This is a genomic window from Enterococcus infantis (assembly GCF_049166715.1).
Lineage (GTDB): Bacteria > Bacillota > Bacilli > Lactobacillales > Enterococcaceae > Enterococcus_C > Enterococcus_C leclercqii.
The window spans coordinates 1-17,345 of sequence record NZ_JBMHFB010000003.1 but is presented as its reverse complement, the minus strand read 5'-3'; the positions used below and the strand labels follow the sequence as shown (position 1 = coordinate 17,345).

The 17,345-nt window shown below is 45.3% G+C and carries 13 protein-coding genes; 3 read left to right on the top strand and 10 right to left on the bottom strand.

Annotation, left to right across the window (positions count from 1 at the left end):
* Positions 1–8 precede the first annotated feature (8 nt).
* Positions 9–1,331, top strand: coding sequence for a dihydrolipoyl dehydrogenase family protein (locus ACOMA8_RS04150; RefSeq protein ID WP_421368764.1), 1,323 nt, complete (start codon positions 9–11; stop codon positions 1,329–1,331).
* A gap of 295 nt (positions 1,332–1,626) precedes the next feature.
* On the opposite strand, the gene ACOMA8_RS04145 is transcribed toward ACOMA8_RS04150, so the two are convergent.
* The 4 genes from ACOMA8_RS04145 to ACOMA8_RS04130 all read right to left on the bottom strand — a co-directional run bounded on the left by ACOMA8_RS04145 (position 1,627) and on the right by ACOMA8_RS04130 (position 4,909).
* Positions 1,627–2,106: a pyridoxamine 5'-phosphate oxidase family protein gene (locus ACOMA8_RS04145; RefSeq protein ID WP_421368762.1), complete on the bottom strand. Its 480-nt coding sequence runs from the start codon at positions 2,104–2,106 to the stop codon at positions 1,627–1,629.
* A 263-nt stretch (positions 2,107–2,369) separates the two neighbouring features.
* A complete protein-coding gene (locus ACOMA8_RS04140) occupies positions 2,370–3,176 on the bottom strand; it encodes a PTS system mannose/fructose/sorbose family transporter subunit IID (RefSeq protein WP_161900413.1) in 807 nt (268 codons plus the stop codon).
* Positions 3,163–3,960, bottom strand: coding sequence for a PTS mannose/fructose/sorbose/N-acetylgalactosamine transporter subunit IIC (locus ACOMA8_RS04135; protein ID WP_161900414.1), 798 nt, complete (start codon positions 3,958–3,960; stop codon positions 3,163–3,165). The genes ACOMA8_RS04140 and ACOMA8_RS04135 overlap by 14 nt, the downstream gene beginning before the upstream one ends.
* 13 nt (positions 3,961–3,973) lie before the next feature.
* Positions 3,974–4,909 carry a PTS sugar transporter subunit IIAB gene (locus tag ACOMA8_RS04130; RefSeq protein ID WP_421368759.1) on the bottom strand — a complete coding sequence of 312 codons (936 nt, stop codon included), beginning with the start codon at positions 4,907–4,909 and terminating at the stop codon, positions 3,974–3,976.
* 370 nt (positions 4,910–5,279) lie between these two features.
* Here ACOMA8_RS04130 and ACOMA8_RS04125 point away from each other — a divergent pair, with 370 nt between their 5' ends.
* Entirely contained in the window at positions 5,280–5,987 is a 708-nt protein-coding gene (locus ACOMA8_RS04125; RefSeq protein WP_161900416.1) for a GntR family transcriptional regulator, read from the top strand.
* A gap of 32 nt (positions 5,988–6,019) precedes the next feature.
* Here the strand turns inward: ACOMA8_RS04125 and ACOMA8_RS04120 are convergent, their stop codons facing one another.
* A complete protein-coding gene (locus tag ACOMA8_RS04120; RefSeq protein ID WP_421368756.1) occupies positions 6,020–7,804 on the bottom strand; it encodes a glycoside hydrolase family 35 protein in 1,785 nt (594 codons plus the stop codon).
* 13 nt (positions 7,805–7,817) lie between these two features.
* A complete protein-coding gene (locus ACOMA8_RS04115; RefSeq protein ID WP_421368754.1) occupies positions 7,818–8,972 on the bottom strand; it encodes a glycoside hydrolase family 88 protein in 1,155 nt (384 codons plus the stop codon).
* A 374-nt stretch (positions 8,973–9,346) separates the two neighbouring features.
* On the opposite strand from ACOMA8_RS04115, the gene guaB reads away from it, so the two are divergent.
* Positions 9,347–10,831, top strand: a complete 1,485-nt coding sequence (gene guaB / locus ACOMA8_RS04110) for an IMP dehydrogenase (protein ID WP_161900419.1) — start codon at positions 9,347–9,349, stop codon at positions 10,829–10,831.
* A 477-nt stretch (positions 10,832–11,308) separates the two neighbouring features.
* Here the strand turns inward: guaB and ACOMA8_RS04105 are convergent, their stop codons facing one another.
* From ACOMA8_RS04105 to croR, 4 genes are all read right to left on the bottom strand, one after another.
* Entirely contained in the window at positions 11,309–12,931 is a 1,623-nt protein-coding gene (locus tag ACOMA8_RS04105) for a polysaccharide deacetylase family protein (protein ID WP_421368752.1), read from the bottom strand.
* A gap of 116 nt (positions 12,932–13,047) precedes the next feature.
* On the bottom strand, positions 13,048–14,325 hold the full coding sequence (gene serS, locus ACOMA8_RS04100; protein WP_421368751.1) for a serine--tRNA ligase: 1,278 nt from the start codon (positions 14,323–14,325) through the stop codon (positions 13,048–13,050).
* A gap of 347 nt (positions 14,326–14,672) precedes the next feature.
* The gene (locus ACOMA8_RS04095) at positions 14,673–15,887 is read right to left on the bottom strand and encodes a sensor histidine kinase (RefSeq protein WP_161900436.1); all 1,215 of its coding nucleotides are present in this window, start codon (positions 15,885–15,887) and stop codon (positions 14,673–14,675) included.
* Positions 15,877–16,566, bottom strand: a complete 690-nt coding sequence (croR, locus tag ACOMA8_RS04090; RefSeq protein WP_161900421.1) for a response regulator transcription factor CroR — start codon at positions 16,564–16,566, stop codon at positions 15,877–15,879. The genes ACOMA8_RS04095 and croR overlap by 11 nt, the downstream gene beginning before the upstream one ends.
* Positions 16,567–17,345: the final 779 nt, after the last annotated feature.

The window sequence follows — 17,345 nt, the reverse complement described above, 5'->3', positions numbered from 1 at the left end:
GACTTGAGATGGAAAAATTTGATGTGATTGTAATCGGTTCTGGGGTAGGAGGGATGGCTTGTGCTAACCCACTGCAAAATGCCGGTAAGAAAGTCGCTGTGGTAGAAATGGACTTGTGGGGCGGCACCTGCCCCAATCGTGGCTGTGATCCTAAAAAGGTATTAATAGGTGCTGTAGAAGCTAAGACACAGGTAAGGCAGTTACAGGGAAAAGGATTTAATAATCAACCGAAAATAGATTGGCCGCAATTGATGGCCTTCAAAAAAACATTCACTGATCCAGCACCGGAAAGTTTTCAAAGAAGTCTCAATACTGCTGGGATTGAGACAATCAAGGGACAGGCATCCTTTGTCAGTCAAGATACACTTCGAGTTGGTACACGACAATTACAAGCAAAGGATATTATTATTGCTACTGGACAGCGGCCTAGTTTACCAGAGATTCCTGGTGCAGAGCTGCTTCATACGAGTACCGATTTTTTGTCTTTATCAACGTTGCCCCATGAAATGATTTTTCTTGGAGCAGGGTATATCACGTTTGAATTGGCGACGATAGCTGCTGCTTGTGGCAGCCAGGTTACAATTATTCACCACAACAACCGGCCTTTGAAAGCCTTCGATGAAATGTTGGTACAGGAAATGACCACTCAGATGACAGCAAAAGGAATCAAATTTGAATGGGATACGGAAATTACGGCCGCTCTGACTGACGATAATAATCGCGTTCAGCTGCGGACAGATGATGAAAAAAGCTACACGGCTGATTACGTGGTAGCTGCTACTGGACGAATCCCTAATATTGAAGGGTTAAGTTTGGAAAAAGTAGGGGTGGCTGTCAACCGAGGTGGCATAGCAGTCGATGAGTTCTTGCAAACCAATGTCTCCCATATTTATGCTTGCGGCGATGTTGTAGCCAAGCGGCGACCTAAGCTGACCCCAGTCGCTACTTTTGAAGGAAGTTACGTAGCTTCCCGAATTTTAGGGGAGACAGCAGCAATCAATTACCCTTTGATTCCTACTATTGTCTACGGCTCTCCCAAGCTAGCAGAAACTGGCCAGACCATTGCCAATCCAGATGCCGGTGAAACAGAGACAGTCATGGATCTTACCCAGTGGTTTACTTATCGTCGAGTGAATGAAGATATTGCTAAAGTAAAACTAGTAAAAAATACTGAGGGAATGCTTATCGGTGCGTCTGTCCTCAGTGAACGTGCCGATGATATGATCAACTACCTCACCTTTTGTATTCAACAAAAACTAACGACTGAAGACCTTACTAAAATGATCATGGGTTATCCTACGCTGGCCAGTGACTTGAGCTATCTGGTCTGATCATAAATGGGATGATGACAATCGCTCCAGCACTGTCCTCTGAAACAACCAACAACAAAATTGTCCATTGCAAAAGCAAAAGACAAGCCGCTTCCATTCAAAAAATGTGGAAGTGACTTGTCTTTTTTTGTTAAATATTGCAGAGGATGGCTAATCTTGACTTCATCAAATGAAGTCAGTGTCATTCACTGTAAGGGAACGTTTCTTCAGCGGATCCAGACACAACAAATGTCATCGGTTTGAGTAGCGCCGTTATTATTGTTGAAGTAGCTTCGTAAGTCACAGAAAATTGCGGCTACCCCCGATGTTCGACTTCTTTTGTCACAAAATCAATGAGGGTACATTTTCCCTCGTGGGGAAAATTCCACAGCCCTTTGTCCAGTGTGATTTTCAGGATACAGGTGTTAGGGTCGTCGTCATTGTTGGCATCGTCGTACCATTCGGCAAAAATTTCCCGCAGTTTGGCAGCGAGGGCACTGTTTTTGCTATCTTTGACCCAGCCGAGGTTTTCTCCGTGACCGTCTGCAGTGAAGCTGTCCACGACATAGCAGATGGCTACCGCCGGATTTGCCATGATTTGTTGGACTTTGCAACTCGTTGCGTAAGTCACGGTGTAAAAAGCACCATCCTCATAATAGGCATCCACAAAACGGACGGCGGGGTGTGGCCGTCCATCAGGTGTTGATTTTAGACTGATGGTGGACAGCCCGATCAGATTATCCTTGTCTCCGAACTTTTCTTGCAGGTGGGCCAGCGCCCGATTGAATTCCTCCATTGCTTCACTTCCTCCATTCATTAGTGAAATCGATTTCTCACTAAGATAATTCTAACAAATACTAGATAGGATTCAAAATCAGCACTGGTTTTTGGCAAAAAATAGGAGAGACAGGGGGTGTTTTAGTGGGAGGGAGTATTTTTTCTAAAGGTATCAGAGCCTAACAAGGTACAGCTAGCGGGGTCTGCTAGTCTACGGCAACTAAAATACCCGCTGCCGATCTTCAAAGATCAGCCAGCGGGCACGAGTATTTATCAGAAGCATTAAGCCAGGATTCCCATAGCGCTCAAAAGAATCGACAAAATCAAGATGATCCAAATCACGCGAGTAGAATTGAGTTTTTTCTGGCCCAACATCCAGTAAGTCAGGGCAACTAACAAGACAGGCACCAGTGCTGGCAAGATGGCATTCAGTGTATCTTGAATGACCAGCTCAACGCCGTCTTTTTTATAGACGAGAGGAACGGAAGCTTTGACCACAGAAGGAATCAGCGCACCGATTACTGTAACCCCTAAGACGGTTGCGGCATTGGTGAAGGCGGACAGCTGGTTTTTCAATGTTGTTACCAGCTTGACCCCTTGCGTGTAACCTAGAGGCAGCAGTGCCGCACGACCAAAGAGCAATGCGATGTTGGCTAAGATCCAGATGATACAGCCGATGGTAGAACCGCTTTGAGCCAAAGTACCGGCGATGGAACCAAAAATAGTCCCCCAAATCACATGAAACAAGGAATCCCCAACCCCTGCTAGAGAACCCATCAATGCCGTTTTCAATGCGGCTACGGTATCTTTGGCTTTGTAGCCGTCTTGTTCTTCGATAGCCACGTCAATCCCCATGATGAGGTTGCCAAAGATGGCATTGGTATTGAAGAATTGGTTATGCACCCGCATCATATCTTGCAATTGTGCTTCGTCATCCCCGTAGAGTTTTTTCAAAACAGGCAAGATCCCGTAAAGGTAACCGGAGCTCATCATTCGTTCATAGTTCCAGTTCAACTGACTGCCCAGAATATAGCGCCAGCTGATGTGATTCAGATCTTTTTTAGTTATTTTTTTGTCATTCATCGCCATCGATGCCTCCTTCAAAGCTTCCTGCAGTTGTGACAGTTTGAGTATTATTGTTATTCTTTTCTTTGTCGTGGGAGAAGACGATCATTGCCGCCACGACACCAATAATGGAAACACCCAGCATTGGAACTTGCAAATAAGCAGCCAGGAAGAAACCGACTAGAAGATAAGGAATGTATTGTTTTGTCGGTAAGTAACGCAACAAAATACCGATACCAACGACGGGCATCACGCCACCGGCAGTTTTCAATCCGTTCATCAGCCATTCCGGCATGTTGTTGGTGAGGGTAGTGACCACTGCGTCTCCTGCCAACAGCATCAAGAGAATTGGAATCGCTCGAGACAATCCCCACAAAACAGATCCTGATAATACCAGTCGCGGGATGCGTTTGATCTGCATGTTTTCGATGGCTTTGTCTACTCGGTGAAGCAAGAAGACATTGGAGAAGCGGGCCACGACGTCCAGCTGTAACATCAGCAAGGATACCGGCACTGCAAGTCCGATACCGTATTCGGCACCTTTACCAGAGATGACGGCAAAGGCGGTACCTAAGACTGCACCGGTAAAGTAATCCGGCACCGAAGCGCCCCCGAAAGCTGCAATCCCCAGGCGCATCAATTGCAAGGTACCACCTACCATCAGGCCGGTTTTCAAGTCCCCCATGATCAAACCAGAGATCATCCCGGCAATCGCCGGCTGGGTCAAAGTGTTGGAAATAAATGAATCGTTAATAGCAATAAAAGCATAGATAGTAATAAGAATGATTTGATAAGCAGCTAAATGCATACTCGTTTCCTCCTTAGTGATTCAGTTTTTGCATAAAATCGACGACTGGGTCATTTGGAACTAATTGAGCCGTTATCTTGACATTGCGTTGGGCAATAGCTTCAAAAACCTCTTCTTCTGCCGCGGTTACCTGAATGCTCTTTGTGACTTCTCTGGTACCGTCTTTGTAGCTCATGTTTCCGACATTGACAGTGGCTAATGTCCCACCGCTTTCCAGATAACGGAGCACGTCAGTTGGGTTTTTAAACAATAGGAAAAGGCGTTGATTGCCGTATTTTCCACTTTCGACGTTGTGAGCTGCCGTATCTACCGGTAAGACGGACAAACGCATCGAAGAAGGGGCCGCCATTCGCAAAGAAGATTTTTGCAATGGATCTGTCGCTGCTTCATCATTGATTACGATGATTCGTTGCGTATTGAGGCTGGTGGTCCAGATACCTGCTACTTGACCGTGAATCAAGCGCTCGTCAATACGGACGTTGACGACATTGGCTTTGCCGGCGTAGTCTGCATATTGGGACAAGTCTTCAGCGCCACTTGCCGGCGCCGCTTCTGTGGTTGTCGGTTGGGTAGCAGTCAGTGCATGTTTGAGATCAGAAATACCGTTGCGCCCTGTAGCAATCAGTTCACTGATTGTTGCATTGGGGTTTAACGCCGCTTCCATGACCAGCGGCAACGATAAACCACTGATGATTTGGACGTCATCATTTTCCAAGTATTGCTTTAATGAGACGTTTCCTGGAGTGCCTCCCAATAGATCAGTAATGATTAATGTTGATCCGTAAAGGGTTTTCATTTTTGCCTGTAAATCAGCAGCGAATTGCCGGTCATCACCATCTGGTCGCAAGGAGACGACATGGACTTGGTCTTGGCGACCGACAATCATCTCGAGACTGGCTTTGACGCCAGCAGCCATATCGCCGTGGCTCACCAATACGATGTTTTTCATCTTGTTCCCTCCAATAAAAAGTGTCAACTTAATATGTCATCTTTTGAACGTGTTCACTATATCACATCTTTTATTCGAAGTAAACCTAACCTCTTAATATATTATATTTTTTCGTGAAAATATTAGCGGCGAAGTTTGGTCACTGTTTGCAGCCTGTTGCTGATCATCCTGACGAAAAAATGAAAATAATTTCCTTTTGTGGAAGTTTTCACTTATAAAACGAGCCTTAAATTAACGAGCAAGGAGTTGAGAACAGAAAAATGCGGGGCATCATTTTGCACCTTGAAAGCGCTGCGCATAGAAACAATTGCACGAAACAACTTGACATGTTATGCTTGCTGTATGAGCAGTACAGAGGGAGGCCGTCATCGTGTTACCAAAATATGAGCAGATCAAACAAGATCTGTTGGCAGAAATCAAAAATCATACCTTCACGCCGGGGGATAAATTTTATTCCGAAGCGGATATTAAACGCAAATATGCAGTTAGCTCGATTACGGCGGTAAAGGCGCTGAACGAATTAACAGCAGCGGGTTATCTGTATCGGATTCAGGGGAAGGGGACCTTTGTTTCTAAAGCGAAAGTTTCCCAAAGTGTCAAATTTTCCGATATTGAACTTCATACAAGCGATACGGAGCGAGTAGAGGTCTTATCGATTACCTTGGAACAAGAACCGGAGATGCTTGTGGAGTTGGGACTGCCGGAAGAGTCCGCCTATTACAAAATCGTGCGGGTTCGTTATTTTGAGGATGCGCCGTTTCTTTTACACATCACTCATCTGCCCCGTACCCTCGTCAAAGAGCCGCTGGACAATGACCTTGCGCATTATGCCAGTGTATACGAGCGGGTCAGAAAAGATTTTGGGATTGATTTGTTTGCGATGGCGTCGGTTGAAACCAATGAAATCGTCTTTCCAGATGAGCCGCAGATTTTGAATCGATTGCATTTGAGCTTCCGGGAGCCGGCAGTCAAGCAGATCAAACATACCTATTTGCCGGATCACAGCGTCGCAGAGTATATCGTCAGCTACAAACATTGGAAATACTTCAAAACAAAAATAGAGGTGGAGGCTGAATAAGCCGCCATCTCTATTTTGATGTTGTGAGAAATTTATTCTGTGTCGCAGATTGGCTGATCGGTAAAGCGCAGTTGGGTCAATTCAATGCCTTCTGTTTCGAAGATAATTACTTCATTGGCACCTTGGCGCAGGAATTCTTTTGGACAATACAGGGAATAGATGGGACCTTGATTCCAGTAGCGCCCCAGATTGTGACCGTTGACGATAACGACACCTTTGCCATAAGCAGAACAATCGATAAAACTGTCACCGATGGCATCCAGGTCAAACGAAAAGCGATAAAACGAAGGCTGCTGCGGGTCTTTTCCAGCACTGAAATCAACAGCGGCCAACTGTTCAGAAGAGAAATCTAAGGGATAATGGCGGTAGCCCTGGTGGAAATGAATGTCTTGCATTACACCGCCGCGAATGCCTTTGCTTTGACCAGGATGGTTCAATTTATAACCGTAGTTGACGCGTCCTTGATTTTCTACTAAAAGATCAAGGGTGATAATATCCTGAGAGCTGGCTCCTGTAAGCGTCATTTCCCGGAGTAATGGGTCTGTCTGTTGTAAAGGCGTTAAGGCACCGTCAACATAGGCTTGAATGCGGTCACCGGCATCGACGACTTTAATACTGTTTTCATGATGGTAGTTTTTTAAATCCAGAGAATACAGCAAGTAACCATAGCCGCTGCCAGCCTGTTCCATGGTCAATGGATATGCTGTCGTTATTGGTGACATCAATTGGTCCTTCACTTTTAAGAGCGAGACGCTGTCAGAAACCGGATATGTTCCTAAAGCTACCAGTTTTTTGACCCGCGGTTCGGCTTGCCAAACGTCAGGACAGACAGCTTTGATAGCCTGTTGTACGAGGTAATATTTTTCTGTTGGCTGGCCGGCTTCTGTCAGGAGTGCGTCATAATCATAGCTGGTTACTTGAGGCAAATCTTGCTGGCCTCGCGCCGAGCAGCCGTTGTAAAAACCGAAATTGCTGCCCCCATGAAACATATAGAGATTAACAGACCCGATTTCCAGCATGTCCTGGACTTCATTTGCTAAATCTTGGGGGTCACGTTTGACGATCGGTTCGCCCCAACGATTGAACCAGCCGTCCCAATATTCCATACACATCAAGGGCCATTTCTTACCATGAGCCGCCATGAAGTCTTGTAAAACGGCCGCATTTTCTTTGGAACGACTGCCGAAATTGCCGGTGACAAAGACATCTTCTTCAATCAAGGTACCCGCGTCTAATACCTCAGGCCAGGCCCCGTCTGAGGTGAACAGCGGCACATCAATTCCGCCGGCTTCCAACAGTTTCTTAGTTTGTCTAAGATAATCTTTGTCCATGCCGTATGAGCCGTATTCATTTTCAATTTGGACCATCAGGACTGGGCCGCCGTGAGTGATCTGGAGTGGCAACAAACGAGGCAGCAGTTCTTGATAATAAGCTGCGACTTTGCTCATGAAGCGGGGATCACCGGAGCGCAGCCGGATGCCGGGTTCTTTTAACAGCCAGGCGGGCAACCCACCGAATTCCCATTCCGCGCAGATGTATGCAGAAGGACGCAAGATGACCCACAAGCCCAATTTTTCCGCCAGTCGGACAAAAGCTTCCAGATTTTTAGAGCCGGAAAAATCAAACACACCTTCTTGTGCTTCGTGTAAATTCCAGGGAATATAAGTTTCAACCGTGTTTGCGCCCAGGGCTTTCAGGTTATAAAGACTGTCTTCCCATTGCTGTGGTGTCATCCGGAAGTAGTGTAACGCCCCGCTGATGATTTTGAAGGGCTGCTCATCTAATAAAAAATCTTCTTTGATTGCAAAGGTGGTCATAGTGGTGGTCTCCTTACCAGTAGTTTTTCCAGTCGGGGTTTTGCAGGCGCATCAAAGCTTCCAAATAGAAGTAATCGCCCCAGAGGTTGGGTTCATCGATGCCTTTGCCTTCGCTGTGGGCATACACGCCGTGAAGTAATACTCCTTCATTTTGCAAATCCTGAGTTGTGTACAAGGTTCCCAACTGATAAATCATGCCTTTAGCCAACTGTTTGGCCTCAGGATAAGCTTTTTGCTTAGCGGCTTCCAACAGTCCGCAGGCAGCGATAGCCAGAGCCGAACTGTCTTTTTCCGACGGCTTTTCATCTGTGAAATCAAAATCCCAGTAAGGAATGAGATCCGCCGGTAAATGATCAAGAAAAACCGTGACCAGTTGAGGATAGATTGCAGGATAAGGGGTATCCAAATAATGCTGGTTTAATGGAATTCCCAACACACCCCAGCTTTGGCCTCGTGCCCAGATGGAGTTGTCGCTGTTGCCTTGATGGGTCGCGCCGTGTGACGGCTCGCCCGTTTGAGGATCAAAGTAGTAGGTATGGTAAGTCGTGGCATCGGGCTTGATGACCGTGTGAAGCAGTGTTTGATAATGCTTTTGGGCAACTTCTCGATAGCGAGAATCACCCGAGAGCTGTGATGCCCGGAACAAAAGCGGGAGGTTAATCAGTGAATCAATGATCAAGCGATACTCTTTTGCATCGCCCATTTTTCCCCAAGCTTGAATAAAATTGCCGCGGGTCTGAAAACGTGCCATCAGGACATCTGCCGCCTGCAAAACTTGTTTACGATAAGCCTCTTCGCGGGTCAGTTGATGGCCAGCTACAGCCGATAAGCTGTAGAGAAAGCCAATATCATGGTGATCCAAGACGAAGTGCCGGTCTAAGCGATCTTGAAAGCTGTCTAGATTGGTTTTTGCCAATTGTCGAAATTTCGAATCGCCGGTCCATTCATAGGCCAACCACAACATGCCCGTCCAAAAGCCGTTGGTCCAGTCATCGTTTGGTTTGAGGCGATAAATGCCGTCAGTGGCACAGGCTGAGGGAAATTGTTCCCCAAAGCGAAGCATATTTTTCTCGATTTTAAGGATGGCAGAGTGGATTTGATCTTCCAACCAGGCCGGGGTCACTTGTTGCCCCAGGGCGACCAAGCGCTGCTCATTTATTGAATTCATTACGCAAGACTCCTTAACTTGTTAACATATTAACTCGAAACCAGTATACTGTATTTCAACTAAAAAAGCGACCCCGAAATAAAGGTAGCGACAGTTGGCGTTAATAGAGCGGGATTTCTGCACCTTTAAATTTTTCTTAGCTGGGACAATAGAAGCAGTTTTCACTTAGAAGGAGCAGGGGAGGGGGTGTAGTAAAAAAGCTACTTTATTAATTACTTTATTAATAAAGATGAATACAGGAAAAGTCTATGCTTTATCAGCGGTGCTTTTTAAAGGGAAGCAGCTTTCCTAAGAATCCCTGTCTGTTGGTTGACTTGTAGCAATATTTCTGTTAAATTCATCAATAAAAATAAAATCGAGGAGTGGTAACGAAAATGTCCAACTGGGAAACGAAATTCGCGAAAAAAGGCTTGACCTTCGATGACGTGCTGCTGATTCCGGCAGAAAGCCATGTATTGCCAAATGATGTGGATATGAGCGTGCAGCTTGCCAAAAACATCAAACTCAATATCCCGATCCTTTCAGCAAGTATGGATACCGTCACCGACAGCAAAATGGCAATTGCCATGAGTCGTCAAGGCGGTTTGGGTGTCATTCACAAGAACATGACGATTGCCCAACAAGCGGATGAAGTTCGCAAAGTCAAACGCTCCGAAAGCGGCGTAATCATTGATCCGTTCTTTTTGACGCCAGATCACCTGGTGGCGGATGCAGAACATTTGATGGCCAAATACCGCATTAGTGGTGTGCCAATCGTTGAAACGATGGAAAACCGTAAATTGGTAGGGATTATTACTAACCGTGACATGCGTTTTGTTACGGATTACAGTATTCCGATTAATGATGTCATGACTAAATCCGAACTCGTTACTGCTCCAGTTGGTACGAAACTGCAGGATGCTGAAAAGATTCTGCAAAAACACAAAATCGAAAAACTCCCGATTGTTGATGAAGAAGGCCGTCTCAGCGGTCTGATCACGATTAAAGACATTGAAAAAGTGATTGAATTCCCGAATGCTGCCAAAGATGAACATGGTCGTTTGTTAGTGGCTGCAGCTGTCGGCGTGACCAGCGATACCTTTGAGCGGGCTGGTGCATTGTTAGAAGCTGGTGCCGATGCGATTGTCATTGATACTGCCCATGGGCACAGCGCCGGTGTTATCCGGAAGATTAAAGAGATTCGTGAAACTTTCCCAGAAGCAACCTTAATTGCCGGCAATGTAGCCACTGCAGAAGCTACCAAAGCATTATATGATGTCGGTGTCGATGTAGTGAAAGTCGGGATCGGACCTGGCTCCATTTGTACGACTCGTGTAGTCGCTGGTGTCGGCGTCCCTCAGTTGACGGCGATTTACGATGCTGCTTCAGTGGCTCGTCAATACGGCAAAGCGATTATTGCAGATGGCGGGATCAAGTACTCCGGCGATATCGTGAAGGCTTTGGCTGCCGGTGGTCATGCGGTAATGTTGGGCTCTATGCTGGCAGGGACAGATGAATCTCCAGGCGAATTCGAAATCTACCAAGGCCGCCGCTTTAAAACTTACCGAGGCATGGGCTCATTGGGAGCAATGGAAAAAGGCTCCAGCGATCGTTACTTCCAAGGTAGCGTCAATGAAGCCAACAAGTTGGTGCCAGAGGGAATCGAAGGTCGGGTAGCTTACAAAGGCAGCGTATCTGATATCTTGTTCCAAATGATTGGTGGTTTGCGGGCCGGCATGGGTTATGTTGGTGCAGGCAACCTGAAACAATTACGAGACGATGCCCAGTTCATCCAAATGAGCGGCAGCGGATTGAAAGAATCCCATCCTCACGATGTTCAAATCACAAAAGAAGCACCAAACTACTCCGTCGAACAATAAGTTAGAAGGAGCTGTGACAATTCGTCACGTTCTTTGAAGCGAACACTACCAAACGTGAGACCTCAAAAACCGACTATCTTCCACTAATTTTAATGGAAGATAGTCGGTTTTTACTTGTTAAAAATCTCAGACGCTGACTAATGACCAACTGCACTCGTTATGCTGGAAATCCCTAGCTAGAGACATTATCAGGCATTAGAAAAGTAAAAATGTTTCACGTGAAAACTTTTTGAACCCACCTTAAGAATAGGAAGTACCCTTCAGGTGGCTGCTTTCTAAAGGGAGAGCTTGAACTGTTTGCTAAGCTGCCAATAGAAATTGCCGAGTATCACAGCCTTTGAAACATTTAGTCATGAAGGGCTGTAACAACCACCCAAGCACCTGCCTTCAAAGCGAATGCTACCAAACGTGAGCCACAAGCAAAAAGAGAAGCAACTTCCGCTAAAGAAGTTGCTTCTCTTTTTGCTTGTTAACCAATTATGGCACCATTCGGAAATCTTTTTCCCCGAAGTAGGTATACAGCGGTTTTTGCGTCTGTTGCAACAACGTATCGACAGACACAAATTCATAGCCCTCATTGCGCATGTTATCGATAATTTCCGGTAGGGCATCGACGGTGGTTTGATGAATATCATGCATCAAAACAATCGAGCCTTCATACAGTGTGTTTTTAACTCGATCCACTGTCTTCGGCGCATTTTTCAATTCCCAGTCTTGGGAATCTACGCTCCAGTTGATCAATGGCTTCCCGACGATATTTGCCACCCGCTGATCGGCTGCACCATAGGGAGCACGGAAATTTTTCGGTAACTGTCCACAAGCTTCAAAGATGGCCTTGTCTGTTTTTCGGACTTCTTCTTTGACTTGTTCATCACTGAGAGTAGTCAATATCGGGTGAGAAAAAGAGTGGCTCCCGACATCCATGCCTTCTTTTACCATGCGTTGAACCAAGTCGTGATTTTCAGCAACGTTTTGCCCTAGTAGGAAGAATGTTGCTGTCGCTTTCTTTTCTTTCAAAATATCCAAAACTTTACCAGTGGTAGCAGCATTTGGACCATCGTCAAAGGTCAACGCCACATATTTCTTATTTGGATCCAACGTAATTTTGTCTGGATCTTGCAAAGCTTTGGCATCTACCAAAGAGGTGTTGATATATGCAGCGATGTCTTTGTACTCCAAAGTGATTTCATCTGTGCCGGTATCATTTTTTGGTAAGGTGATGGTCAGCTTTTCTGGTGAGTAAACAATTTTGTCTTTCATACTGATCCGCGGCATATCTAACACCTTGTCAAAAATGGCCTCCTTGTCATCCGCGGCATCCAGAATCTTTTGTTGAATGACTTGTTGGATGCCGAGGAGATCTGCTTCTTCAGGAAGTAAGTCTTGGATAGTCACAGGTTTGCCGGTTTTGTGGAAAATGTACTGGGATTCTCCGGTGACCGGTTTGCCGGTAACGAAACTTTCTTTTGAATCATCCCAGGTATAAGGTTGCGCTACCAGCTGGTAGATATCCAATTGATCAGAGACGGTGTCGACAGCCAATTTACCAACGACGACGGCTTTATCATCTTTGATTTTTTCTTTGGCTTTTGCTACGAGTTCTTCTAAGCTGGCTGCGGCATCTTTTACTGGCAAGTCACCATCTTTGTCTTCAGGAACATAGACGACAGTTTTTAAATCTTTGCCATCTTTTTCGGTCTTTTTGTCGGTGATGCCACTTTGGTTGCGCTCTTCTTGGACTTCAGCCAGCAGGTTTTTAGCGCCGTTGTCAAAGCGTTCTTGAGCGAGGGCTTCCTGTCGTTTCATGTCGTAAAACAGATAAGCACTGCCGGCGACTGCCAAGACGACTAAGAGGCTGACCAAAGTGAAGATGTGCTTACCCCAGCGTCCCTTTTTCCTTGGCTCGGTGGGTTTGTTGCTGCGAGAAGGCTCCTCTGATGAGTGGTTGTCTTCTTGAGTCGGTACCACTTCCTCCGCGGGGCCTTCCGCAGCAATTTCTGGTTGCGGCGGGTTTTCATCGACGATTTTATCCGGCTTTTCGTTTTTAGACCGCTTTTTTTGGTGGCGGCTAGAGCGGCTCATTTCTTGATTTTCTTCCATTGAACATATATCCCCCGTAAAGAGTGTCTTTTTCATATAGTGCATTCCCAATGTATCACCATTGAGAACTGCTTTCAAGTTAGATGGCTGTCTGCCGGGCTTTCATTTTTGTCAGGTCAGTCTTTAGTGATTTTGGTCAAACCGCCCATGTAAGGCACCAGTACTTCAGGAATTGTCACGCTGCCGTCTTCGTTTTGATAATTTTCCAAGACAGCTGCTACGGTACGACCGACTGCTAAACCAGAACCGTTCAATGTGTGGGCGTAGCGAATCTTACCCTCTGTATCTCGGTAACGAATCATTGCTCGGCGGGCTTGGAAGTCTTCGCAGTTGGAACAAGAACTGATTTCCCGATACATGTCTTGAGCAGGAATCCATACTTCCAAATCATAAGTTTTGGCTGCGGAAAAGCCCATATCACCAGTAGACAAAGCCATCACTCGGTACGGCAGTCCTAATTTTTGCAGAATGTCTTCAGCGTTGTTGGTCATCTTTTCCAGTTCATCATAAGAATGTTCCGCATCGGAGAATTTTACCATTTCAACTTTATTGAATTGATGCAGACGAATCAAACCGCGGGTATCGCGCCCGGCACTACCGGCTTCAGAACGGAAAGAAGGGCTCAGTGCAGTGAAGTAGATAGGAAGATCGGCGCCTTCTAAGATTTCACCATTATAGTAGTTGGTCAAGGGAACCTCAGCAGTAGGGATCAACGTCAGATCAGTATCTGCTAATTGAAAGACATCTTCTTTGAATTTCGGAAATTGGCCTGTCCCAAACATGGCTTTGCTGTTAACGATATACGGTGTAATCATTTCAGTATAGCCGTGTTCATAGACATGTTGATCCAACATAAAGTTGTAAAGGGCACGTTCTAGCCGGGCACCCAATCCTTTGTAGTAGACAAAGCGGGCACCGGAAACTTTGGCACCACGTTCAAAGTCTAAAATACCCAAGTCTTCGGCGATATCCCAATGGGCTTTTGCTTCAAAACCAAAAGCGTTGGGTTCGCTCCAGCGACGGACTTCTACGTTATCGGCTTCATCTTTACCCACCGGAACGCTGTCATTTGGCAGGTTCGGCAAAGTAGTGGAGATGGTGGTCAGTTTTTCATCAATCTCGCCAATCTCATTGTCATAGACTTTGATCTTTTCGCCGACTTCTTTCATCTCGGCAATCTTATCTGCGGCATCGGCCTTTTCCCGTTTTAATTTGGCGATTTCTCCGGAAACATCGTTGCGATATTTCTTCAGCTCCTCGGTTTTTACCAAAAGGCTGCGGCGCTGTTCATCCAATGTGGTAAATTCATCAATGACAGCTCCCGGAACACCGCGGGTTGCCAATTTGGCTTTGACCTCTTCGGTATTTTGGCGGATCATTTTGACATCTAACATGTGTTTTCCCTCCATATAATTATTTCTTTGGCTTCATAGTCGTGAAACTTGACCTGAATCGATGATCGAATTTTGCGACCGGACAAAATAAAAAAACTATTTCCTCCAAAGCAGATGCTTGGGACGAAATAGTTTATTCGCGGTACCACCCAAGTTCGACACTGTGACGTGCCGCCCTTGTCGATCTTTAGCGCAGATCAGACGGCCTTCCATTACGAAGGCGACGTAGAAAAGACTGGATTTCCGAAAAATTCCTCTGCTGATTTTCACCGGCCATCAGCTCTCTTAAAGGAGAAACTATTCATACTTGGTCTTTAAGTCTCAGGTATCAAGTTAGTGTTAGGATACTAGATTTCCTGTGTTTCGTCAACTTTCGGCAATTCTTTTGGCTTGGGATTGCGGGTCAAAGGCAGGTGGATGATAAAAGAGGTCCACTCCGGATTTGACTTCGCGTAAATGTAGCCACCGTGTAAAGCGACGATGCTTTGCGTGATAGCTAAGCCAAGTCCTGTGCCACCAGTCGCCTGATTTCGAGATTCTTCCACCCGATAGAAGCGGTCAAAGAGGGAGTCTAGGGCGTATTTGGGAATTTCAGCACCGTTGTTTTTGACAATGATAACGGCCTCTGTTCCGACTTTTTCCAGTTGGATCACAAGCTTGGTGGCGCCTTTGCCGTATTTAAAAGCATTGGTGAATAAGTTGTTGAAGACCCGCACAAGTTTTTCGGTATCGCCATCCATCATCAACTGTTTTTCTTCCGTGACGACTTCAATTTCAATGCCTTTTTTGTTGGCTTCCAATTCAAAGTCAGCGGCCAGTTGTTCAACCAGTTGCACCATGTCGAAGCTACTCATATTCACCGGCACAGTAGGTTGGCGGACTTTGGTGTATTCGAAGAGATCTTCCACCAGCGACTTCATCTGCTTGGCTTTGACATAAGCCGTGTGGGTATATTTCAAGATTTCATCTTCAGTTTGATACTGCCCGTCTTCAATCAGACCGAGATAGCCGATGATTGACGTCAAAGGAGTGCGGATATCGTGGCTGACATTGGTAATCAACTCGTCTTTTGACTGCTCAATTCTACGTTCGTCTTCAATCGCAGCCACTGTGCTGTCTACTAAGCCATTGATGCTGGTAACGACACGACTGAGGTCTCCTCGTAATTCAAAAGGAATGCGGTGATCGTAATTTCCTTCAGCGATATAGTGCAGTTCGCTGATAATGTGTCGCAACTGCATTTGTCGATAACGGCGGATCAGTCGCCAGTACAAGACAGCGACATCGCTAATCAGAAACAGCGGAATAATCAGGTTGCGTCCACTACGAAAGAAGTTAGTTTGAAAATTGTTACGCAAGGATTCTTTGGTATCCCAGATGGCATCATTTAATGAAGGAGAATTTTCGATGACAGCGGACAAGACGACAATAATCGCGACATTTAATAGAAGTAACAAGATGACGGTAACGATGCCTTCCGCCAAAAGCTCACTGATTTCTTTTGAGGTGAGGGTGATTCGTTTACGCTTTTCTATCAAACGTGTTGGTTTACTATTTTGCATCGATCTTGTAACCAACGCCCCAGACGGTTTGGATAATTTTCTCACCACCAGTCGCCTCCTCGATCTTGTCCCGTAGATGACTGACATGGACCATAACAGTTTTTGCAGAAACCACACTCTCTTGTTTCCACACCCGTTCGAAGATTTCATCGGCAGAAAAGACCCGATTTGGATGGGAAGCCAGCAAGTACAAGATACCAAATTCCAAGGCGGTTAGCTGGATCTCTTTGCCATCGACGGTCTTGACCTCGTGGGAGTCTTTATTAATAATCAGCGAATTGACTTCCAGTACATCAGGTTGGTCCGGCTGCACAGCCATCTTTGTCCGACGCAACAAGGATTTCACCCGAGCCATGACTTCTAATGGATTGAAGGGTTTTGTAACGTAATCATCTGCCCCGGCAACCAAGCCTCTGATTTTATCCATATCCGTTGTTTTGGCTGTGAGCATGATGATTGGGATTTGCGATTCTTTTCGTAGTTCTTTTACCACCTGCATACCATCTTTTTCCGGCATCATGATATCCAATATTAACAGTTCAATATCCGGATTTGTCCGAACCTTTGATAAGGCCTCTTTACCATCATAAGCTTTTACCGGCTCGTACCCTTCATTGTGGAGATAGATACTCAGTAATTCAACAATCTCTTTGTCATCATCTGCAACTAAAATTTTCATAATGTAAATTCCTCCTACTATATAAATAGTGAAAAAATGGTTGATCAAAACTATAAAGCGATTAGGAGTGATAGAAGAACCTTTCAGCCCCCGTGCCTTCTCAAAAGAGTTTCCTTCGTAAAAGCAGCTTCCCACTGGAACAGTTAGCCTAAAAATAAGCCGTAGTTGAAGCTAAAAAAGGAAGTGATTTGCCTTAATAGTATCAAATAAAATGCATTTCTACTATTTTTTTACAGCAGCCTTCAAAATCTCGCTATTTCTCGATAGTAAAAAAACATAACAAACGAAATGAAAGCCATTCAATTCCAAATTGTTTCGCAGTAATCACGAACGTTGCTGACAGATGGAAGTGATATTATCAGGAAACTAAGGAAAGCCCGCCAAATCAACATTTTTCATTGACATCCAAAGCCAAAGTTGGTATATTATATCTTGTCCTTGAGGGGATAGTAGCCATCAACTGGTCAAGAAAAAAACTTGATAAAAACAGTTGACAGCTGATTCCTTTCTTGGTAAAATAGCAAAGTCGCTTGAGAGAGAAACGCTTTTGTCAAGTCGGAGACAAGAAAGTTAATAAAAAATTTAAAAGTTTTTGTTGACAAACTTCTAGCCTTCTGATAAGATATAAGAGTTGCTGAAACAATTAACGACAACAACTTAGACCTTTGAAAACTGAACAACAAGCAAACGAACCAATGTGTAGGGCATCTCAATTTCGATTGAGAGAACAAAACATTGCAAGCAAAAGCTAGCAAACAATTTATGAGCTTAAATGGTCT